Here is a 15164-nt window from a genome sequence, read left to right as displayed (position 1 = left end):
AATTTCGATTATGGCAAAACTAAAGGTCTATTGTTAACTAAGTTTTACGAGGACAAAACAAATAGTTTAAGATTATGTGATGATTTGTTAAGATAAAGTCAATAATTAGAACGGATATAAATAAAGCGACTTTGATGAAAACGTTCGCAATAAGGATTAAACGCAAAAGTTGATTCCTTTCTTTGCTCTTTTTAATATGAGGTATTATAAAGGAAGACTTTGCGTTAAAAAAACTATGACATACAGCAAAAACAAGCCCCGGCTGTCTCGTAATCGAGACAGCCGGGGCTAAAATTTATAATAGATGTTTCTATTTTAGAGAGTCAAAGCTTTTTGGTAAGCGTTTTCTAAACCTTCAAGGTTTTTACCACCTGCTGTTGCAAAGCCTGGATTTCCACCACCACCGCCTTGGATTTCTTTAGCGAGATCTTTTACGATAGCTCCGGCCTGATATTCTGCAGCAAGATCATCAGAAACTCCAACGGTAATCATTGGTTTTCCGTCCGCATCAGAAAGAATAATCGTTACCGAAGTTGGAATTTCTCTCTTCAGCTGGAATACAATATCTTTCACAGAACCTGCATCCAGAGAGGTTTTCTTTACAAGAAGCTGCTTGTTGCCTTTCTGCTCATAAGCCGTCTTCCATTCTCCGATTTCTCCTTTTGCCTTTTCCTTTTTAAGAGCGTCTACTTCAGCCTTCAATGATGTATTTTCTTCGATAAGCTTTTCGATAGATCTTACCACATCTTTAGACTTGAGTAGTTGAGAAAGTTCAGTGATCTGCTTTTCAAGATTGTTGAAATACTCCTCAGATTTGTCTCCTGAAATAGCCTCAATTCTTCTGATTCCTGCAGCAGCAGAACCTTCAGAAGTGATCTTGAAATGACCGATTTCGCTGGTATTTTTTACGTGAGTTCCTCCGCAAAGTTCTTTTGAACTTCCGAACTGGATCATTCTTACACTGTCACCATATTTTTCACCAAACAAAGCCATCGCTCCTTTTTCCAGAGCTTCCTGGATTGGAATATTTCTGAATTCCTGTAAAGCAATACTTTCTTTGATCTTTTTATTTACTTTTTCTTCAATTAATGCCAGTTCTTCCTCTGTCATTTTGTTGAAATGAGAAAAGTCGAAACGAAGATAATCCGGACCTACATAAGAACCTTTCTGTTCTACGTGAGTTCCTAAAACATCTCTTAAAGCCTCATGCAGAAGGTGAGTTACAGAGTGGTTAGCCTGGGAATTTTTTCTCTCGGAAGCATTTACTTTAGCATAGAAAACAGCGCCTGCATCTTTTGGAAGGCCGTTGATCAATGAAATAATCAATCCGTTTTCTTTTTTAGTTTCCAGTACTTCGAAGCTTTCTACAGCATTTTCAAGAACCCCTTTGTCACCAACCTGTCCACCTCCTTCAGGGTAGAAAGGAGAGCTGCTTAATACCACCTGATAGAATTCTCCGTCTTTATTTTCTACTTTTCTGTATCTTGTAATATAGGTTTCAGATTCAATCTGGTCGTATCCTACAAAGTTTTCATCTCTTTCTTCTAAAGTAACCCAGTCATATACTTTCTGAGCAGAATCTGCCTTTGAACGAAGTTTCTGTTTCTCCATTTCAGCCTTGAAACCAGCTTCATCAATCGTTAATCCTTTTTCTTCAGCAATAATTCTTGTTAAATCATCAGGGAAACCATAAGTATCATACAACTCGAAAACTTCTTCACTTGGTAATACTTTCTTATGATCTGCCATAGTCTGCTGGATTAGCTTTTCTACTCTGATCAGACCGTTTTCAATTGTTTTTAAGAATGAATCTTCTTCACTTTTGATCACTTCAGCTACCAGTTTTCCCTGTTTTTCAAGCTCTGGGAAGAAAGCTCCCATTTGCTCCTGCAGAACACCCACCAGTTTATAAAGGAAAGGTTCTTTCATATCCAGGAATCGGTAAGAATAAGAAATTCCTCTTCTTAAAATTCTTCTGATTACATAACCGGCACCTCCGTTTGATGGTAACTGTCCGTCTGCAATAGCAAAAGAAACCGCTCTGATGTGGTCTACCACAACACGGATCGCGATATCTTTTTCATCTTCTAAGATTCCGGTGTATTTTTTACCGGAAAGTTCCTCAACTTTAGCAATAAGCGGCGTGAAAACATCGGTATCATAGTTGGAAGACTTCCCTTGAAGCGCCATACAAAGACGCTCAAAGCCCATTCCCGTATCTACGTGCTGAGCTGGAAGCTTTTCTAGAGACTTATCTGCCTTTCTGTTGAACTCCATGAAAACCAGATTCCATACTTCCACTACCTGTGGGTGATCCTGATTCACGAGGGAAATTCCAGGAACTGCCGCTTTTTCTTCAGGAGTTCTCAGGTCAATATGTATTTCTGAACACGGTCCGCACGGTCCGCTTTCACCCATTTCCCAGAAGTTATCTTTTTTATTTCCGTTGATGATTCTGTCTTCTGAAATATGAGACTTCCAGAAGTCATATGCATCCTGGTCTCTGTCCAGATTTTCTGAAGCATCCCCTTCAAAAATTGTTACGTATAAATTTTCTTTTGGAATTCCGTATACTTCGGTCAGTAATTCCCAGGCAAAAGCAATAGCCTCTTTTTTGAAGTAATCCCCGAAAGACCAGTTTCCTAACATTTCAAACATGGTGTGGTGGTAAGTATCTCTACCTACATCATCCAGATCATTGTGCTTCCCCGAAACTCTAAGACACTTTTGGGTATCTGCAATTCTAGGGGCGGTAGGTGTTTTGTAGCCAAGGAAGAAATCCTTGAACTGCGTCATGCCGGAGTTGGAAAACATAAGGGTAGGGTCGTCTTTCAGCACAATAGGAGCTGAAGGAACGATCAAGTGCTCCTTACTTTTAAAATAATCTAAAAATTTTTGACGTATCTGTTGTGATGTCATAGTATTGCTTTTGCTTTTTTTAATATCAAATTTTGATAAGATGCAAATTTAAGATTTTTAGGCGATTTGTAATAATTTTATGCTATGTTTTGAATGAGGAGTGGAGGGCAGATCATTCTTTAATTTCTTTTATGAAACCTTATAGGTTTTCAAAACCTGTAAGGTTTGAGATGGTTATAATTAATAATAATCTATCTGATTTTGCAATTTCCGTTTAACTTACTACCTTCGTTGTGATCTGAATTAAGACAAAAAAACTTCCTATGACAAAAGATGAACAGCTGAAAAGCTGGATAGAACAATATTCAGGACCGCTCCTGAAACGGGCGCTGTACATACTTTCGAATAAGGAAGATGCACAGGATGTTGTTCAGGAAGTTTTTCTCGCTGCTTATTCAGCCTATGATTCTTTTGAAGGGAAAAGCCAGGCGCTAACCTGGCTGATGGCTATTCTCAACAGAAAAGTGGCAGATTTTTACAGGAAAAAATATAAAGCTGAAAGCAATATCAGACTTGACCATTTTTTTGATGAGACAGGTTCATGGAGACATAATGACGTTTTGAATGACTGGAATGTATCCGGAGAAGAAGATGAGCTTTTAGACAGTGCAGATTTTAACAAGACATTGGAAGAATGTATTGAGGAACTGCCTGCTAAATGGAAGATCCTGCTTAAAATGTATTATATAGAAGAAAAAAAAGCGCCGGAAGTAAGTCAGGAATTGAATGTTTCTACGACTAATCTTTGGAAGATTTTGCAGAGAAGCCGTATGCAGCTCAGAGAATGTCTGGAGTTCAACTGGTTTTCAAAATCATAAATGAAATGATAAGAAGAATACTACATCTATTATTTTTACCATGCAGTGAGGCTACTTTGCTGATGGAAAAAAGGAATGCCCAATCCATTTCTCCCAAGGAAAACAGGATGCTCAGCATGCATCTTATGATCTGCAAATGGTGCAGGATGTACAATGAAAAACTTGCACTTCTGGATAAGGTGTTTAAAAAGAAATTTTCTGAAGAAAAAACAGAAATAAATGAATCTGAAATTCAGGACTTTAAAAATAAAATGATTGATAAATTAAATTTCTAGAAAAATTTCTGTCAGGATTGTCAAATAGCTCCGACTATACTTTTGAAAACAATAAAGTATTTATTAAAATCTTAAAAACATGGTCGGAACAGTACAGAAATCTAAAAATCTATTATCCGGAACCGGATATTACATCTCCCTTTTCGGAGCAGCGCTTATTTTGCTGTGGATCGGTATCTTCAAATTTACCCCCACAGAAGCAGAAGCCATAAAACCTTTGGTGGAAAACCATTTCCTGACTTTTTTCGTATATAAAATTATAAGCGTCCAGGCAATGTCAAATCTTATCGGAGCGATAGAAATTATCATTGCATTACTCCTGATATTTAGTGCGAAATTTGCTGTACTGAGAAAGTATGCAGGGATAGGTATGATAATAACTTTTCTGGTGACATTAAGCTATTTGTTTACAACGCCGGGAATTTGGAAAATCGTAGACGGAGTGCCTGTGACGGATTTTTTTATTTTAAAAGATCTTATGCTTTTAGGATTTGGATTCATGATCGTTCAAAATAATAAGTAATGAATAAAAAAGTAAAAATGAAAAATATATTCATTGTACTCGGAATCATTCTGGGTATAGCAGTATTTGCTGCGGGATCCGGGCTTTTTAAAAAGAATAAGCCTCATGCAGCGGAAGTAAAAAAAGAAAATGAGAAAATTATGGACAACAAAAACGTTAGAGAGATTTATTTTGCAGGTGGATGTTTCTGGGGAACAGAACATTTTTTTCAACAAATTCGCGGGGTAGTAGGAACAGAAGTGGGCTATGCCAACGGAAATACCCAAAATCCTACTTATGAAGAAGTAGTAAGCCATACCACCGGTTTTGCAGAAACCGTTAAAGTACAGTATGACCCTGAACAGGTAGATCTGAAGCTGTTGATTGATCTGTATTTTAAAACCATTGATCCTACCAGTAAAGATCAGCAGGGAAATGACAGAGGAAACCAATACAGAACAGGAATCTATTTCACCAATAAAACCGATGAAGCGCTGGTAAAAGATGAGGTTCAGAAACTGGCGAAAAATTATAGCAAACCATTATTAGTAGAAACCATTCCATTGAAAAACTTCTACAGAGCGGAGGATTATCATCAGGATTACTTGGATAAAAATCCTGGCGGATACTGCCATATTGAACCGGGGCTTTTTGAATTAGCTAAAAAAGCCAATCCGCTTCCAAAACCAACCTATCAGAAACAGGATAAAAAAGTTTTAAAAGAAAAACTGACCGCTGAGCAATATAATGTTACCCAGGAAAACGGTACAGAAAGACCTTTCCAGAATGAATACTGGAATGAAACCCGCGAAGGAATTTATGTGGATATCACAACAGGAGAGCCGCTGTTTGTCTCTACAGATAAATTTGAATCCGGCTGTGGATGGCCAAGTTTCTCAAAACCTATTACGAAAGGATTAATTGATGAAAAAATGGACCGTACCCACGGGATGACAAGAGTGGAAGTAAGAAGTAAAACCGGTGATGCCCATTTAGGACATGTCTTTACAGACGGACCGGAGGATAAAGGTGGACTTCGTTACTGTATCAACAGTGCTTCGCTGAAATTTATTCCAAAAGCCGAAATGGAAAGCAAAGGATACGGAAAATATCTTCCGTTGTTAGATAAAAAGTAATGTGAAAGGAAGGCTGCCATTTGGCAGCCTTTTTATTTTGAATTAATAGTTCAGCTGAAATCTTTCTTTGATACTGAGCATGGAGATATTCAGAAATATAAGAAATCCGAATATAAAGAAATAGTCCTCTTTTGGAAGCGTTGTAAAAGCTGTTGATATTTTTCCATAATAGCTATCGGTGTCTGCTGATCCCCAATCTATAGTATCATTATAAAATAAATTTTCGTATTCAGGATATTGCACCTTAGGATTGACATAGCTGTAAACCGCAAAAAAATGTCCCGTTTTTTCCAGATCAACGCCGTAAGCTTCTTGTTTGGAAAGTGCCATAGCATCGATCAGAGCAATAAAATCCTGATAGTTGTTTTCATTATTGATTATAAATTCGATTCCCGATTGTTTCTCGTTTCTTTTCTGCAGTTTTTTAAGTTCTGAAACATAAAAGCTTTGATTTTGAAGTGCTGTATTGGGTTTAACTGTGATTTTTTTGTAATTCCAGTTTCTATAGGGTTCAAAAGTGTTGTCTAAGGGGATGTTAGGCCGTGTTTTAGCTGGAATTCCCAGATCTATTACGGTATATGGTGGATGAACTCTCTGACTTCCGTAATACCAGAATAAAACAGGAATCAGCACAGCACTGATCAATCCGGGAAAGTAGTATATTTTTTTCATGGCTGGTTTTGATACTACTGAATGAAAATTTTAAGCCAAAAAAAGTGATCCGAAAACGAACCACTTAAAAAATCTTTACATATTTTAATTTTTAAATCTTTAAATTCTGAATATTTCCATCTACCAATCTCTTTTTCTCAGAATCCAGTAGGATCCGAAAATAAAAACGGCGCACCACACCAGACAGGCAACAAGACTTTCTGTAGGGTAGTGGAATTCATATTTTGCGCCCATCATTTTAGCCATATTTAATCTCATCATGGGATTAGGGATAAGGCTGGACATGCTTTCCAGCGGTAACAGATGCGAGACGAAAAAGTCATTCTGAAGCACATCATTTCTTTGAGGCCCCTGCATTCCTTTTACTTTTAAAAATACTTCAACAGCCGCTAAAATTCCTTCCCCAATCCAGAAAACAAAAAGCGCAAGAAATACAAAAACAGATTTTCTCAGCAAAACAGAAAGAAACATGAGGAAACAGAAGAAAGTGAACAGCTTAACAAAATAGTTTCCAATGAAGAAAATCTCTGCAAAAACTTTGGCAGATTCCTTTGTGTTGGAATATTGATAGCCAAGAAAAATGGTAATCCCAAATACAATTACGGTTGAAACAATAGTGAAAATACTTATCGTGAGTAATTTTGAAGTGATGAATTCTTTTCTGCTCAGTCCATCAATCGTATTCTGCTTGAACATCCGGTTGCTGAATTCCTGTGAAATAGAAAAAACAATAATAAGCCCCAGGAAGATCTTCAGAATTGCAACAATCCATGTAGTGAAATTCCAGATTTCCGGGAAATTATAAATGCCCTGTTCTTTTAAATTAATGGTTCCTCCAAAAACATCAAAGTCAACCAATCCAATAAAAAGTAAAGCAATAAGAATGGCAAAATAAAGTATGGTGAAAACCTTAAATGGCTTGTAGTTCAGGTTTTTGTAGTATTCAAGTTTTAATAATTTTATCATGATTAATGGGTGCTTTTTACAAGTTCAAGGAATTGAGATTCAAGAGACATTTTTTTCTTGGTCAAATGGGACAGATAAATCCCTTTCTCTGCTAGTTTCTGATTCATTGCCGAAGCAGAAATAGATGCGTCATCACGGATCTGTGCTTTGATTAGATCTCCTTCCTGATTGATGGATGAGAACCATTGCAGTTCGTTCAAAGCATTTAGCAGTAAGGTGTTATTATCCGCTTTCAGTTCAAAATACCCATTGTTGGAAGTCATTTCATCCACTCTTCCGCAGTAAATGGAATTTCCTTCCTTTAGAACAATAACATGGCTGCATATTTTTTCAATTTCATCCAGAAGATGGCTGGCAATGATAATCGTGATTCCCTGCCTTGCGATGTCGCTGATGATTTCTCTGATCTGAATAATTCCTTCAGGGTCTAATCCGTTAGTTGGCTCATCTAATATCATCACTTCAGGATTGTTCAGCATCGCAGAAGCAATGGCAAGACGCTGTTTCATCCCTAAGGAAAAGGTTTTGAAGGTATCTTTTCTTCTTTCGTACAGATTAACCGTTTTCAGAACTTCATCAATTCTTGAATAGGGAGCATTTTTAATTTCCGCAACAATCTTAAGATTGGTTTCTGCACTCAGATAAGGATAAAAATTGGGCTGTTCGATAATGGCTCCGATCTTTTTTAGTGTGTCCGGATCAGTTCCTTTTTTACCAAACCAGAACCAGTCTCCGCTCGTAGGATTGATGGTTGATAGCAGCATCCCGAAAGTAGTGGATTTCCCGCTTCCGTTGGGGCCAAGTAGGCCGTAAACATTTCCCTTTTCAACATCAAAAGAAATATTGTTGACTACAACTCTTTTGAATTTCTTTGTCAAATTTTTTACTGATAAAATCTTTTCCATGTAATTTGTTTTACATAGTAGTAGTCTATATAAATTAGATAATGTTACAGATTTATCATAAATCAATATTAATTTATGTACAAATACATTAAATTTGATAGAATTAATCAACAGTTATGAAGCTAATAGAACTGGCAGAAGAATTACATGTTTCTGCAGAAGCCATAAAGCAGTTTATCCAGGATTTTGATCTAGAACTGGTAGACTGTGTCAGTACCAATTTTGAGGTAAAGGAAGATTTTGAAAAATTTGCCCGCGAAAATGTAGACTTTTTAAGATTATACGAAAAAGATCTGGATAAAAATAAAACACTGGATCAGATTGCAGAAGTTATTAACCAGCCTAAAGATAAAGTGGAGAAGGTGATTAAAGATCATGATCTCAATATTTTTGATAACGGCTTTTTCAAATCCTCCATCTCTAGCTACGGAATAGACAACAAGCTGGGAGGGAATTATCAGTTCGTTTATGATTATTTCGGACATAAAACCAGTCTTCAGCAAAGAGATTTTATAGGATACAGAGATCTTTTCTTTTATACATCCACCGTTCTGGAACCATTCCTGAATCCACAGCAGATAAAGGACTGGGGAATCAACAAACCTGCAGGAATTATCCTGTACGGTCCGCCGGGCAGCGGAAAAATATTCTGGGCCAATAAGATTGCAGAAATCATTGGCTACAAGTTTAAGGAAGTTAAAAAACATTATCTGGGAACATCACTGATTGACGGAAATGAAATTACTTTCAGTGATTTTCTGGTGAATATGATGAAGGAAAATAAATTACTCCTTTTCATGGATGATTTTGATGAAATCATGATGCAGAGAAGAGCAGAAACAAACGTTGCTTCCTGTAATCTCGAGGTTCAGGAGCTTGTTCTTCACTATATAGGAAAATTTGAAAAAGAAGGCGTTCTGATGGTAGGTTCTGCCAATTCCGTTTCAGAGATCGACGAAGAAATTCTTGCCCCCGGAAGATTTGATGTAATGATCCCTGTTTTTCCTCCCAATGCTTCCGAGCGGTCAGAAATTATTTTATACGCCATGACAAGAGGATTGGAAGAAGATTCTTTACTTTATAAAATACTTAAAAACAACAAAGCCGATAAGATCCCTTTCTGGCACGAAATATCTTCAAAGATGAAAGCCTTCAGCAACACGATGCTGATCGACTTTACCCAAAGCTTAAAAAAACGAATTAAAAACCTTTACCAAAAAACCCGAAATGAAAAGCTGAAGATTGATCAGAACCTTTTAAACGGAGCTTTAAGAGATGCAGGCTCAAAACTTACCGAAGAATATCTTGATCAGGTTGCCCGATTCCTAGCTGATGCTATTATCAATAATTTTGATGATTTTAAATTCAGGATTCAGGCATTGAAGACCGAACTGGAAACCTATAGGGTTGTTGAGGAACCGCAAAGAGCCATCGGATTTCAGCATAATGACGGAGGCGATAAAGGGTAAGTCGTGCAAGGTTTAATGTTTTTCAACAAGTATTCATCACTCACTGCTCATTTCTTATGAACAGCATCTGGGAACTGCACGCCTTCTAAAGAAAAAGAGATATCATCATGATTGATCCGGGATTTACCGGGCCGTGGACAGCTATATACAGGAGCAATATCCTTAAAAATCTGCGGTCATTATTGGAACGGAATGCCGTCCCACTGGGAGTTTCAACGAGAAATGCCGGTTTTGTCTTTTTCGGAAGCCTAACCGAAGTAATTGCCGATTCACAGAAAATGGGGTGGGAGAAAAACACATGAACTTGTTAAAATGAGATTTAACGGGCTTCAGAGGATACAGTATTGTTTTAAAAGTGATGACCTTGATTTTGAACCCAGGGTGGGCTATGAAATTATTAATAATGAAGAAATACCGTAGAAGAAGTTTTGAAGCTGAAATTATAGAGGAACAGTTTCTCCCGAATCCCGAAAACTAAGAACCTGTACCTCTCCACTCTAAAAGAATTCCTTATTTTTGCAAAAAAGAAACATTCGTGATTAATAACGACCAGATAAAAGAGATTCAATCCAGAATTGAAGACTTACACAGATACCTTCAGATTGAAAAAAAGAAGATTGAAATTGCCAATGATGATGAAAAAACAGCAGCCCCTGAATTTTGGGACAATCCGAAAACTGCTGAAGCATTTCTAAAGCAGCTCCGTTCCAAGAAAAAATGGGTGGAAAGCTATGATGAAATTCAGACACAGTTTGAAGATCTTCAGGTTTTAGCTGATTTTGCAAAAGAAGATCCGGATTCTGAAAAAGAACTGGATGAAACCTTTCCGCAGTTGGTGGAAAAAATTGAAGATCTTGAATTCAAAAACATGCTTTCCAATGAAGGGGATGAGCTTTCTGCAGTTCTTCAGATCACCGCAGGAGCAGGCGGAACAGAAAGTTGCGACTGGGCATCTATGCTGATGAGAATGTATACGATGTGGGCAGATAAGCAGGGCTACAAAATTCGCGAGCTGAACTTTCAGGAAGGTGATGTAGCAGGTGTGAAAACTGTTACCCTTGAAATTGAAGGAGAATTTGCTTTTGGATATTTAAGAGGAGAAAATGGAGTACACCGTTTAGTAAGAATTTCCCCTTTTGACAGTAATGCAAAGCGCCATACAAGTTTTGTTTCCGTATATGTATATCCTTTGGTGGATGATACCATAGAGATCAATATCAATCCTGCAGATATCTCTTTTGAAACAATGAGGTCTTCAGGAGCAGGAGGACAGAACGTAAACAAGGTAGAAACGGCTGTTCGTCTTCGCCACGCACCTACTGGAATTATCATTGAAAACTCCGAATCCCGTTCTCAGCTTCAGAATAAAGAAAAAGCCATGCAGCTCCTTCGTTCAAGACTATATGAAATGGAACTGGAAGAACGTATGAAGGCCAGAAATGAGATTGAAGCCAACAAAATGAAGATCGAATGGGGAAGCCAGATCAGAAACTACGTCATGCATCCCTATAAGCTGGTAAAAGATGTACGTTCCGGCCACGAGACTTCCGATGTGGATGGGGTGATGAACGGCAATATCACACCTTTCCTGAAAGCCTTCTTAATGGCCGATGGGACGGCGGTTTCCGATGATGATCTTGAATTGTAGAAATATGTTGTTTTTTAGTTAAAATCTTATAATTAATTTTTGTTTCAGACATTTTAAACTTACTTTTGTTGTTCATCGATATTTATGGAAGATTTCAATAGCTGGAAGGATTTATTAAACCCTGAATTTTATATAAAAATGGGAGGGTTTTGGCTGATTTTGTTTATTGTTTTTGCTGAAACAGGTCTTTTTGTAGGATTTTTTCTACCCGGAGATTCATTACTTTTCGTTTCGGGAATTTATGCCGTTGAAATCATCAAAGAGACTTTCGGATCTACAGGAAGTGATTTCTTAGATACCACATTGCTGGCTTCAGGAGTTGCTCTGGCAGCAATTATCGGAAACGAAGTAGGATATTACTTTGGAAGAAAAGCTGGTCCAGCTTTGTACAAAAGACCGGATTCAATGCTTTTCAAAAAGAAATACCTTTACCAGGCACACGATTTCTTCGAAAAACATGGTGCATTAGCCGTAATCATGGCGAGATTCTTACCTGTTGTAAGAACATTTACACCTATTGTAGCAGGAATTGTGAAGATGGACAAAAAAGAGTTTTTAAGAGATAACATTATCGGTGCTGTTTTATGGTCATTTATTCTGATCTTTGCAGGGCATTATCTTGACAAACTTTTCATGGAACAGTTTGGGATCAACCTAAAAGAAAAACTGGAATATATCATTATCGTCATTGTTTTGGTAACAACGCTTCCGGTGATTATTAAGTTTGTTTTTGGAAAAAAGGATGACTTTTCCAAATATGAAAACAACGATTCTGAATAAGAAATAACGTATCAATTATATACAGCCGTCTCATGGAGATGGCTTTTTTATTGCGTATAAAAGAGCTTTTCCCCAATAAAATAGATATTGCTTTAAAATAAACAGTGGATTCTTTATCCTTATGTTTAATAGAAAAATTATCAACTTCTATTTCCTGATCCATTCCAGAATATTCGGATAGATAATACGGTCTCTTTTTCTTTTACTGAAAAGTCTTGGTACATGTCCGGCTCCCTTCATAAAAATAAACTTATGAGGAATATTCATATGGGTAAGTGCAGAATCCATAGCAATTCCCTGATGCTGGTTGACCAAAAAATCATTGTTTCCCTGGAACAGGAGTGTAGGAATATTCGTTATATTGGCAATGGGGCTGGCTTCCTTAAAATCTTCAGAAATATTTTTACGGTCAAATTTGGTTCCTACCACCTTTTGAAAAGTAGGAGAGGTGTATTTTGAGTAAAATGATTTAAGATATTCCTGACTGAAAAAATCCGTGGGGCCGCTTAGAGAGATAATTTTTTTTATCTGTTCAGGGTGCCTATATCCGTAAAGCAATGCCAGATGTCCACCGGCACTTTCACCGAGAAGAATATAGTTGTTTGGTTGAAGCTCGGCCTTTCCGGCCAGAGAATTGAACTTTTCAATAGCAAGACCAATATCTTCAAGCTGTTGTTTATACGTTATTTTTTTCTTGGCAGAAACCAACCTGTAATTCATATTGATGCTCGGAATTCTGTTTTGAAAAAGCATTTTCTGAATCTGAATCATATGCTCCTTTTTACCCAATGTCCAGGCACCGCCATGAACCATAAGAACCACAGGGGAGTCTCCGGCATAATCCTTTGGGAGAAAGACGTCCATTTTCTGTCTTTTATGGTCTCCATATTTCAGATTGTAGATTTTCTGCTGGCCGTTGGGTCCTACCCAGACTTTGAATTTTGTATTACAGGACTGCAGGAGAAATCCCATGCATCCCATGACGAAAAAATGATATCTGAGAATGAGTTTTTTCATTAATTAAATTTACAAAAAATCCAGGTAATAATGAAGCTGTCTATGATGGCAATTACAGCTTTTCTGCAGTTTTGGATGAAAGGCCTTTTTTAATGGTAATAACCCCTTTTTCTCCGTTTTTGAACATAAAAGAAATCTCGGTGTCATCATCCTGAAGGAAAAACGCGTCCTCTTTTTCCGGAAACATTTTTATTTCGGGATCATTATTGCTCCGGATAAAAAGCTGTCCGTTGCTGTATAAAATATGAAGTATATTCTCATCGGAAAGCTGATAGTCTCCTGCGTATTTTTTAAGTACATCAGCGCTAAGCATTATTTCTTTTTTGGTTTGAGGAAGCATATAAGACTGTCCTAAAAGGGCTGCTAAAATAGTATTCCCGGCTTTTTCAAGTTTTTTGCTCGTGATATTGTTCAGAAGGATAATGCAAAGGTCGTCTTCCGGAAGCATCGCAAAATAACTTGTAGATCCTTCTATATTTCCACCATGGTTAATAAGTTTTTTGCCATACAGATCATCAATGAACCAGCCATATCCGTAACCGCTCAAATAGGGCGTAGTCGCTTTTTTAAATGCTTCTTTGGAAACAATTTTATAATCCCTAAGGCCCATATAGTAACGGTATAAATCTTCAACGGTACTGTAGATTTGTCCGGCAGGACCTGTTAATGTAGAATTCCACACCTGGGTTCTTTCCTGTTTTGTCTTTGAAATATAAGAATAAGGAACCGTTTTATACGGACTTTTCAGAGCTGAATAATCAAAGCCTGTATGAGTCATCTTCAAAGGTTCTAAGATGTTTTTTCTTACTGCGTTTTCATAAGAGAGACCCGTTACTTTTTCAATAATCATTCCTAATACAATATACCCTGAATTGCTATACGAAAATTGAGAGCCCGGCTCAAAATCCAGTGGTTCATTTTTAAAAAATGAAAGTTCCTGATCTTTAGTTATAGATTTTCCGGTAGCGAGCATATTGAAAAACTCTTTATTGCGCAGTATTTCATAAATCCCTGAAGTATGGGTAAGCAGATGCTCTATGGTAATCTCATTTCCTCTTGGATAATCAGGAATAAATTTGGAGATGGGATCTTTGAAAGTGAGTTTTCCTTCTTCATTGAGCTTTACAATAACCAGGGCCGTAAAAGATTTGGTTAAAGAAGCAATCTGATACACACTTTTATTCTGATTGGGTATTTTCTTTTCTGCATCTTGCCAGCCGTATGATTTTTCGAAAATATCTTTATTCTGATAATGAACGAAAGCGGTTCCGTTAAATTTATTAATGCCTGCAAATGCTTGTATAATGGCATCTATTTCTTCCCTTTTCTTTTCCTGATTAAGACTGTTGAGATTAGTTTGATTCTGAGCCTTTATAGAACAAGCTGTACTGAAAAAGAAAAACAAATATCTCAAAGCTAAAATATGAAATTGAGGTCGCATAGCATCAGGTTTTAAAAATGGTTAAAAGTAAGCCTGTTTTGGTCAGTTTCCGGAGTACTAAAGGTTTTCAGCATAGCGGTTTAAAGAATGACCGTATCTGGGTAAATGTTTTGATATTGCTTTCAATGCTAAGGATAAAGCTTCCTTCTGTTTTCCGGCCGAAGAAAGGGACAATGCTAAAAAAGAATCTACCGCATCATTCAGTTCATCAGAATAATGGGCTTTTTCTTCCCTTAAAATTTGGATGCTTTCTTCTATTTTGCCATTATTTCTCAAGGTACTTGCCAGCTGAATCCTTGCTCTTCTTCTGCGCAAACCGGTTAATCCATTTTCCAATGCAGATCTGTACAAAGGTTCCGCTTCCATTTCATACCCTGTGGAATCAAAAGCACAGGCCCTTTCAAAATCGCCAATAGCTCGGGAATCCTTTTCGGTTAGTAATTCTACATGATTTTTAATTTGCTGATTAAAGTCTTCACTGCTTATTTTTCCAAATTGCAGCCATATCCTCTGTAGTTGGGTTTCCCAGTTCTGATCCATTGAAAAGGTTTTAAACAAAGATATAAAATATTGAAATGGAAGGATTGCTTAGCGACTCTTATAAATTTCAAAATTA

The 15164-nt window shown here is 37.2% G+C and carries 15 protein-coding genes; 8 read left to right on the top strand and 7 right to left on the bottom strand.

The annotated features are described in order from the left end of the window. Nucleotides 1-315: 315 nt before the first annotated feature. A complete protein-coding gene (gene alaS / locus BLW74_RS15425; RefSeq protein WP_089693721.1) occupies nucleotides 316-2919 on the bottom strand; it encodes an alanine--tRNA ligase in 2604 nt (867 codons plus the stop codon). Nucleotides 2920-3182: 263 nt separating this feature from the next. Between alaS and BLW74_RS15420 the strand changes: the two genes are divergently transcribed. The 4 genes from BLW74_RS15420 (at nucleotide 3183) to msrB (ending at nucleotide 5650) form a co-directional block, all read left to right on the top strand. Then, nucleotides 3183-3737, top strand: a complete 555-nt coding sequence (locus tag BLW74_RS15420; RefSeq protein ID WP_089693719.1) for a sigma-70 family RNA polymerase sigma factor — start codon at nucleotides 3183-3185, stop codon at nucleotides 3735-3737. Nucleotides 3738-3742: 5 nt separating this feature from the next. Continuing rightward, nucleotides 3743-4012: a hypothetical protein gene (locus tag BLW74_RS15415; protein WP_089694156.1), complete on the top strand. Its 270-nt coding sequence runs from the start codon at nucleotides 3743-3745 to the stop codon at nucleotides 4010-4012. A 79-nt stretch (nucleotides 4013-4091) separates the two neighbouring features. Further along, nucleotides 4092-4535 (top strand): DUF417 family protein, encoded by a 444-nt coding sequence (locus BLW74_RS15410; protein ID WP_089693717.1) that lies wholly within the window; start codon nucleotides 4092-4094, stop codon nucleotides 4533-4535. Nucleotides 4536-4552: 17 nt separating this feature from the next. Then, nucleotides 4553-5650 carry a peptide-methionine (R)-S-oxide reductase MsrB gene (msrB, locus tag BLW74_RS15405; RefSeq protein ID WP_089694154.1) on the top strand — a complete coding sequence of 366 codons (1098 nt, stop codon included), beginning with the start codon at nucleotides 4553-4555 and terminating at the stop codon, nucleotides 5648-5650. A 42-nt stretch (nucleotides 5651-5692) separates the two neighbouring features. Here msrB and BLW74_RS15400 read toward each other — a convergent pair whose 3' ends face one another. The 3 genes from BLW74_RS15400 to BLW74_RS15390 form a co-directional block, all read right to left on the bottom strand. Further along, nucleotides 5693-6322, bottom strand: a complete 630-nt coding sequence (locus BLW74_RS15400; protein ID WP_089693715.1) for a hypothetical protein — start codon at nucleotides 6320-6322, stop codon at nucleotides 5693-5695. Nucleotides 6323-6442: 120 nt separating this feature from the next. Beyond that, the gene (locus BLW74_RS15395) at nucleotides 6443-7288 is read right to left on the bottom strand and encodes an ABC transporter permease (protein ID WP_089693713.1); all 846 of its coding nucleotides are present in this window, start codon (nucleotides 7286-7288) and stop codon (nucleotides 6443-6445) included. A 2-nt stretch (nucleotides 7289-7290) separates the two neighbouring features. Continuing rightward, complete coding sequence (locus BLW74_RS15390) at nucleotides 7291-8193, bottom strand: ABC transporter ATP-binding protein (protein WP_089693711.1); 903 nt, start codon at nucleotides 8191-8193, stop codon at nucleotides 7291-7293. Between the two features lie 116 nt (nucleotides 8194-8309). Between BLW74_RS15390 and BLW74_RS15385 the strand changes: the two genes are divergently transcribed. The 4 genes from BLW74_RS15385 to BLW74_RS15370 all read left to right on the top strand — a co-directional run bounded on the left by BLW74_RS15385 (nucleotide 8310) and on the right by BLW74_RS15370 (nucleotide 12090). Next, on the top strand, nucleotides 8310-9662 hold the full coding sequence (locus BLW74_RS15385) for an ATP-binding protein (protein WP_089693709.1): 1353 nt from the start codon (nucleotides 8310-8312) through the stop codon (nucleotides 9660-9662). A gap of 107 nt (nucleotides 9663-9769) precedes the next feature. Continuing rightward, the gene (locus BLW74_RS15380; RefSeq protein WP_089693707.1) at nucleotides 9770-9964 is read left to right on the top strand and encodes a hypothetical protein; all 195 of its coding nucleotides are present in this window, start codon (nucleotides 9770-9772) and stop codon (nucleotides 9962-9964) included. Between the two features lie 233 nt (nucleotides 9965-10197). Beyond that, a complete protein-coding gene (prfB, locus tag BLW74_RS15375; RefSeq protein ID WP_089693706.1) occupies nucleotides 10198-11310 on the top strand; it encodes a peptide chain release factor 2 in 1113 nt (370 codons plus the stop codon). A gap of 84 nt (nucleotides 11311-11394) precedes the next feature. Further along, the gene (locus BLW74_RS15370) at nucleotides 11395-12090 is read left to right on the top strand and encodes a DedA family protein (protein WP_089693704.1); all 696 of its coding nucleotides are present in this window, start codon (nucleotides 11395-11397) and stop codon (nucleotides 12088-12090) included. 147 nt (nucleotides 12091-12237) lie between these two features. Here the strand turns inward: BLW74_RS15370 and BLW74_RS15365 are convergent, their stop codons facing one another. From BLW74_RS15365 to BLW74_RS15355, 3 genes are read right to left on the bottom strand one after another with little or no spacing between them, the layout of a single operon-like run. Further along, complete coding sequence (locus BLW74_RS15365) at nucleotides 12238-13107, bottom strand: alpha/beta hydrolase (protein ID WP_089693702.1); 870 nt, start codon at nucleotides 13105-13107, stop codon at nucleotides 12238-12240. A 52-nt stretch (nucleotides 13108-13159) separates the two neighbouring features. Beyond that, nucleotides 13160-14548, bottom strand: coding sequence for a serine hydrolase domain-containing protein (locus BLW74_RS15360; protein WP_089693701.1), 1389 nt, complete (start codon nucleotides 14546-14548; stop codon nucleotides 13160-13162). Between the two features lie 57 nt (nucleotides 14549-14605). Beyond that, nucleotides 14606-15088 (bottom strand): tetratricopeptide repeat protein, encoded by a 483-nt coding sequence (locus BLW74_RS15355; protein ID WP_167358444.1) that lies wholly within the window; start codon nucleotides 15086-15088, stop codon nucleotides 14606-14608. Nucleotides 15089-15164: the final 76 nt, after the last annotated feature.

It is taken from the genome of Chryseobacterium culicis (assembly GCF_900108365.1).
GTDB lineage: Bacteria > Bacteroidota > Bacteroidia > Flavobacteriales > Weeksellaceae > Chryseobacterium > Chryseobacterium culicis.
Note: the sequence above shows the minus strand (reverse complement) of the source record. Positions and strands in the feature narration are given on the sequence as shown.

What these genes read in the sequence shown, in the direction of transcription:
- msrB (WP_089694154.1), top strand. Translation starts at nt 4,553, where the DNA reads ATGAAAAATATATTCATTGTACTCGGAATCATTCTGGGTATAGCAGTA.
- BLW74_RS15410 (WP_089693717.1), top strand. Translation starts at nt 4,092, where the DNA reads ATGGTCGGAACAGTACAGAAATCTAAAAATCTATTATCCGGAACCGGA.
- BLW74_RS15360 (WP_089693701.1), bottom strand. Translation starts at nt 14,548, where the DNA reads ATGCGACCTCAATTTCATATTTTAGCTTTGAGATATTTGTTTTTCTTT.
- alaS (WP_089693721.1), bottom strand. Translation starts at nt 2,919, where the DNA reads ATGACATCACAACAGATACGTCAAAAATTTTTAGATTATTTTAAAAGT.
- BLW74_RS15370 (WP_089693704.1), top strand. Translation starts at nt 11,395, where the DNA reads ATGGAAGATTTCAATAGCTGGAAGGATTTATTAAACCCTGAATTTTAT.
- BLW74_RS15400 (WP_089693715.1), bottom strand. Translation starts at nt 6,322, where the DNA reads ATGAAAAAAATATACTACTTTCCCGGATTGATCAGTGCTGTGCTGATT.
- BLW74_RS15385 (WP_089693709.1), top strand. Translation starts at nt 8,310, where the DNA reads ATGAAGCTAATAGAACTGGCAGAAGAATTACATGTTTCTGCAGAAGCC.
- BLW74_RS15420 (WP_089693719.1), top strand. Translation starts at nt 3,183, where the DNA reads ATGACAAAAGATGAACAGCTGAAAAGCTGGATAGAACAATATTCAGGA.
- BLW74_RS15365 (WP_089693702.1), bottom strand. Translation starts at nt 13,107, where the DNA reads ATGAAAAAACTCATTCTCAGATATCATTTTTTCGTCATGGGATGCATG.
- BLW74_RS15395 (WP_089693713.1), bottom strand. Translation starts at nt 7,288, where the DNA reads ATGATAAAATTATTAAAACTTGAATACTACAAAAACCTGAACTACAAG.
- BLW74_RS15355 (WP_167358444.1), bottom strand. Translation starts at nt 15,088, where the DNA reads ATGGATCAGAACTGGGAAACCCAACTACAGAGGATATGGCTGCAATTT.
- BLW74_RS15415 (WP_089694156.1), top strand. Translation starts at nt 3,743, where the DNA reads ATGATAAGAAGAATACTACATCTATTATTTTTACCATGCAGTGAGGCT.
- BLW74_RS15390 (WP_089693711.1), bottom strand. Translation starts at nt 8,193, where the DNA reads ATGGAAAAGATTTTATCAGTAAAAAATTTGACAAAGAAATTCAAAAGA.
- BLW74_RS15380 (WP_089693707.1), top strand. Translation starts at nt 9,770, where the DNA reads ATGATTGATCCGGGATTTACCGGGCCGTGGACAGCTATATACAGGAGC.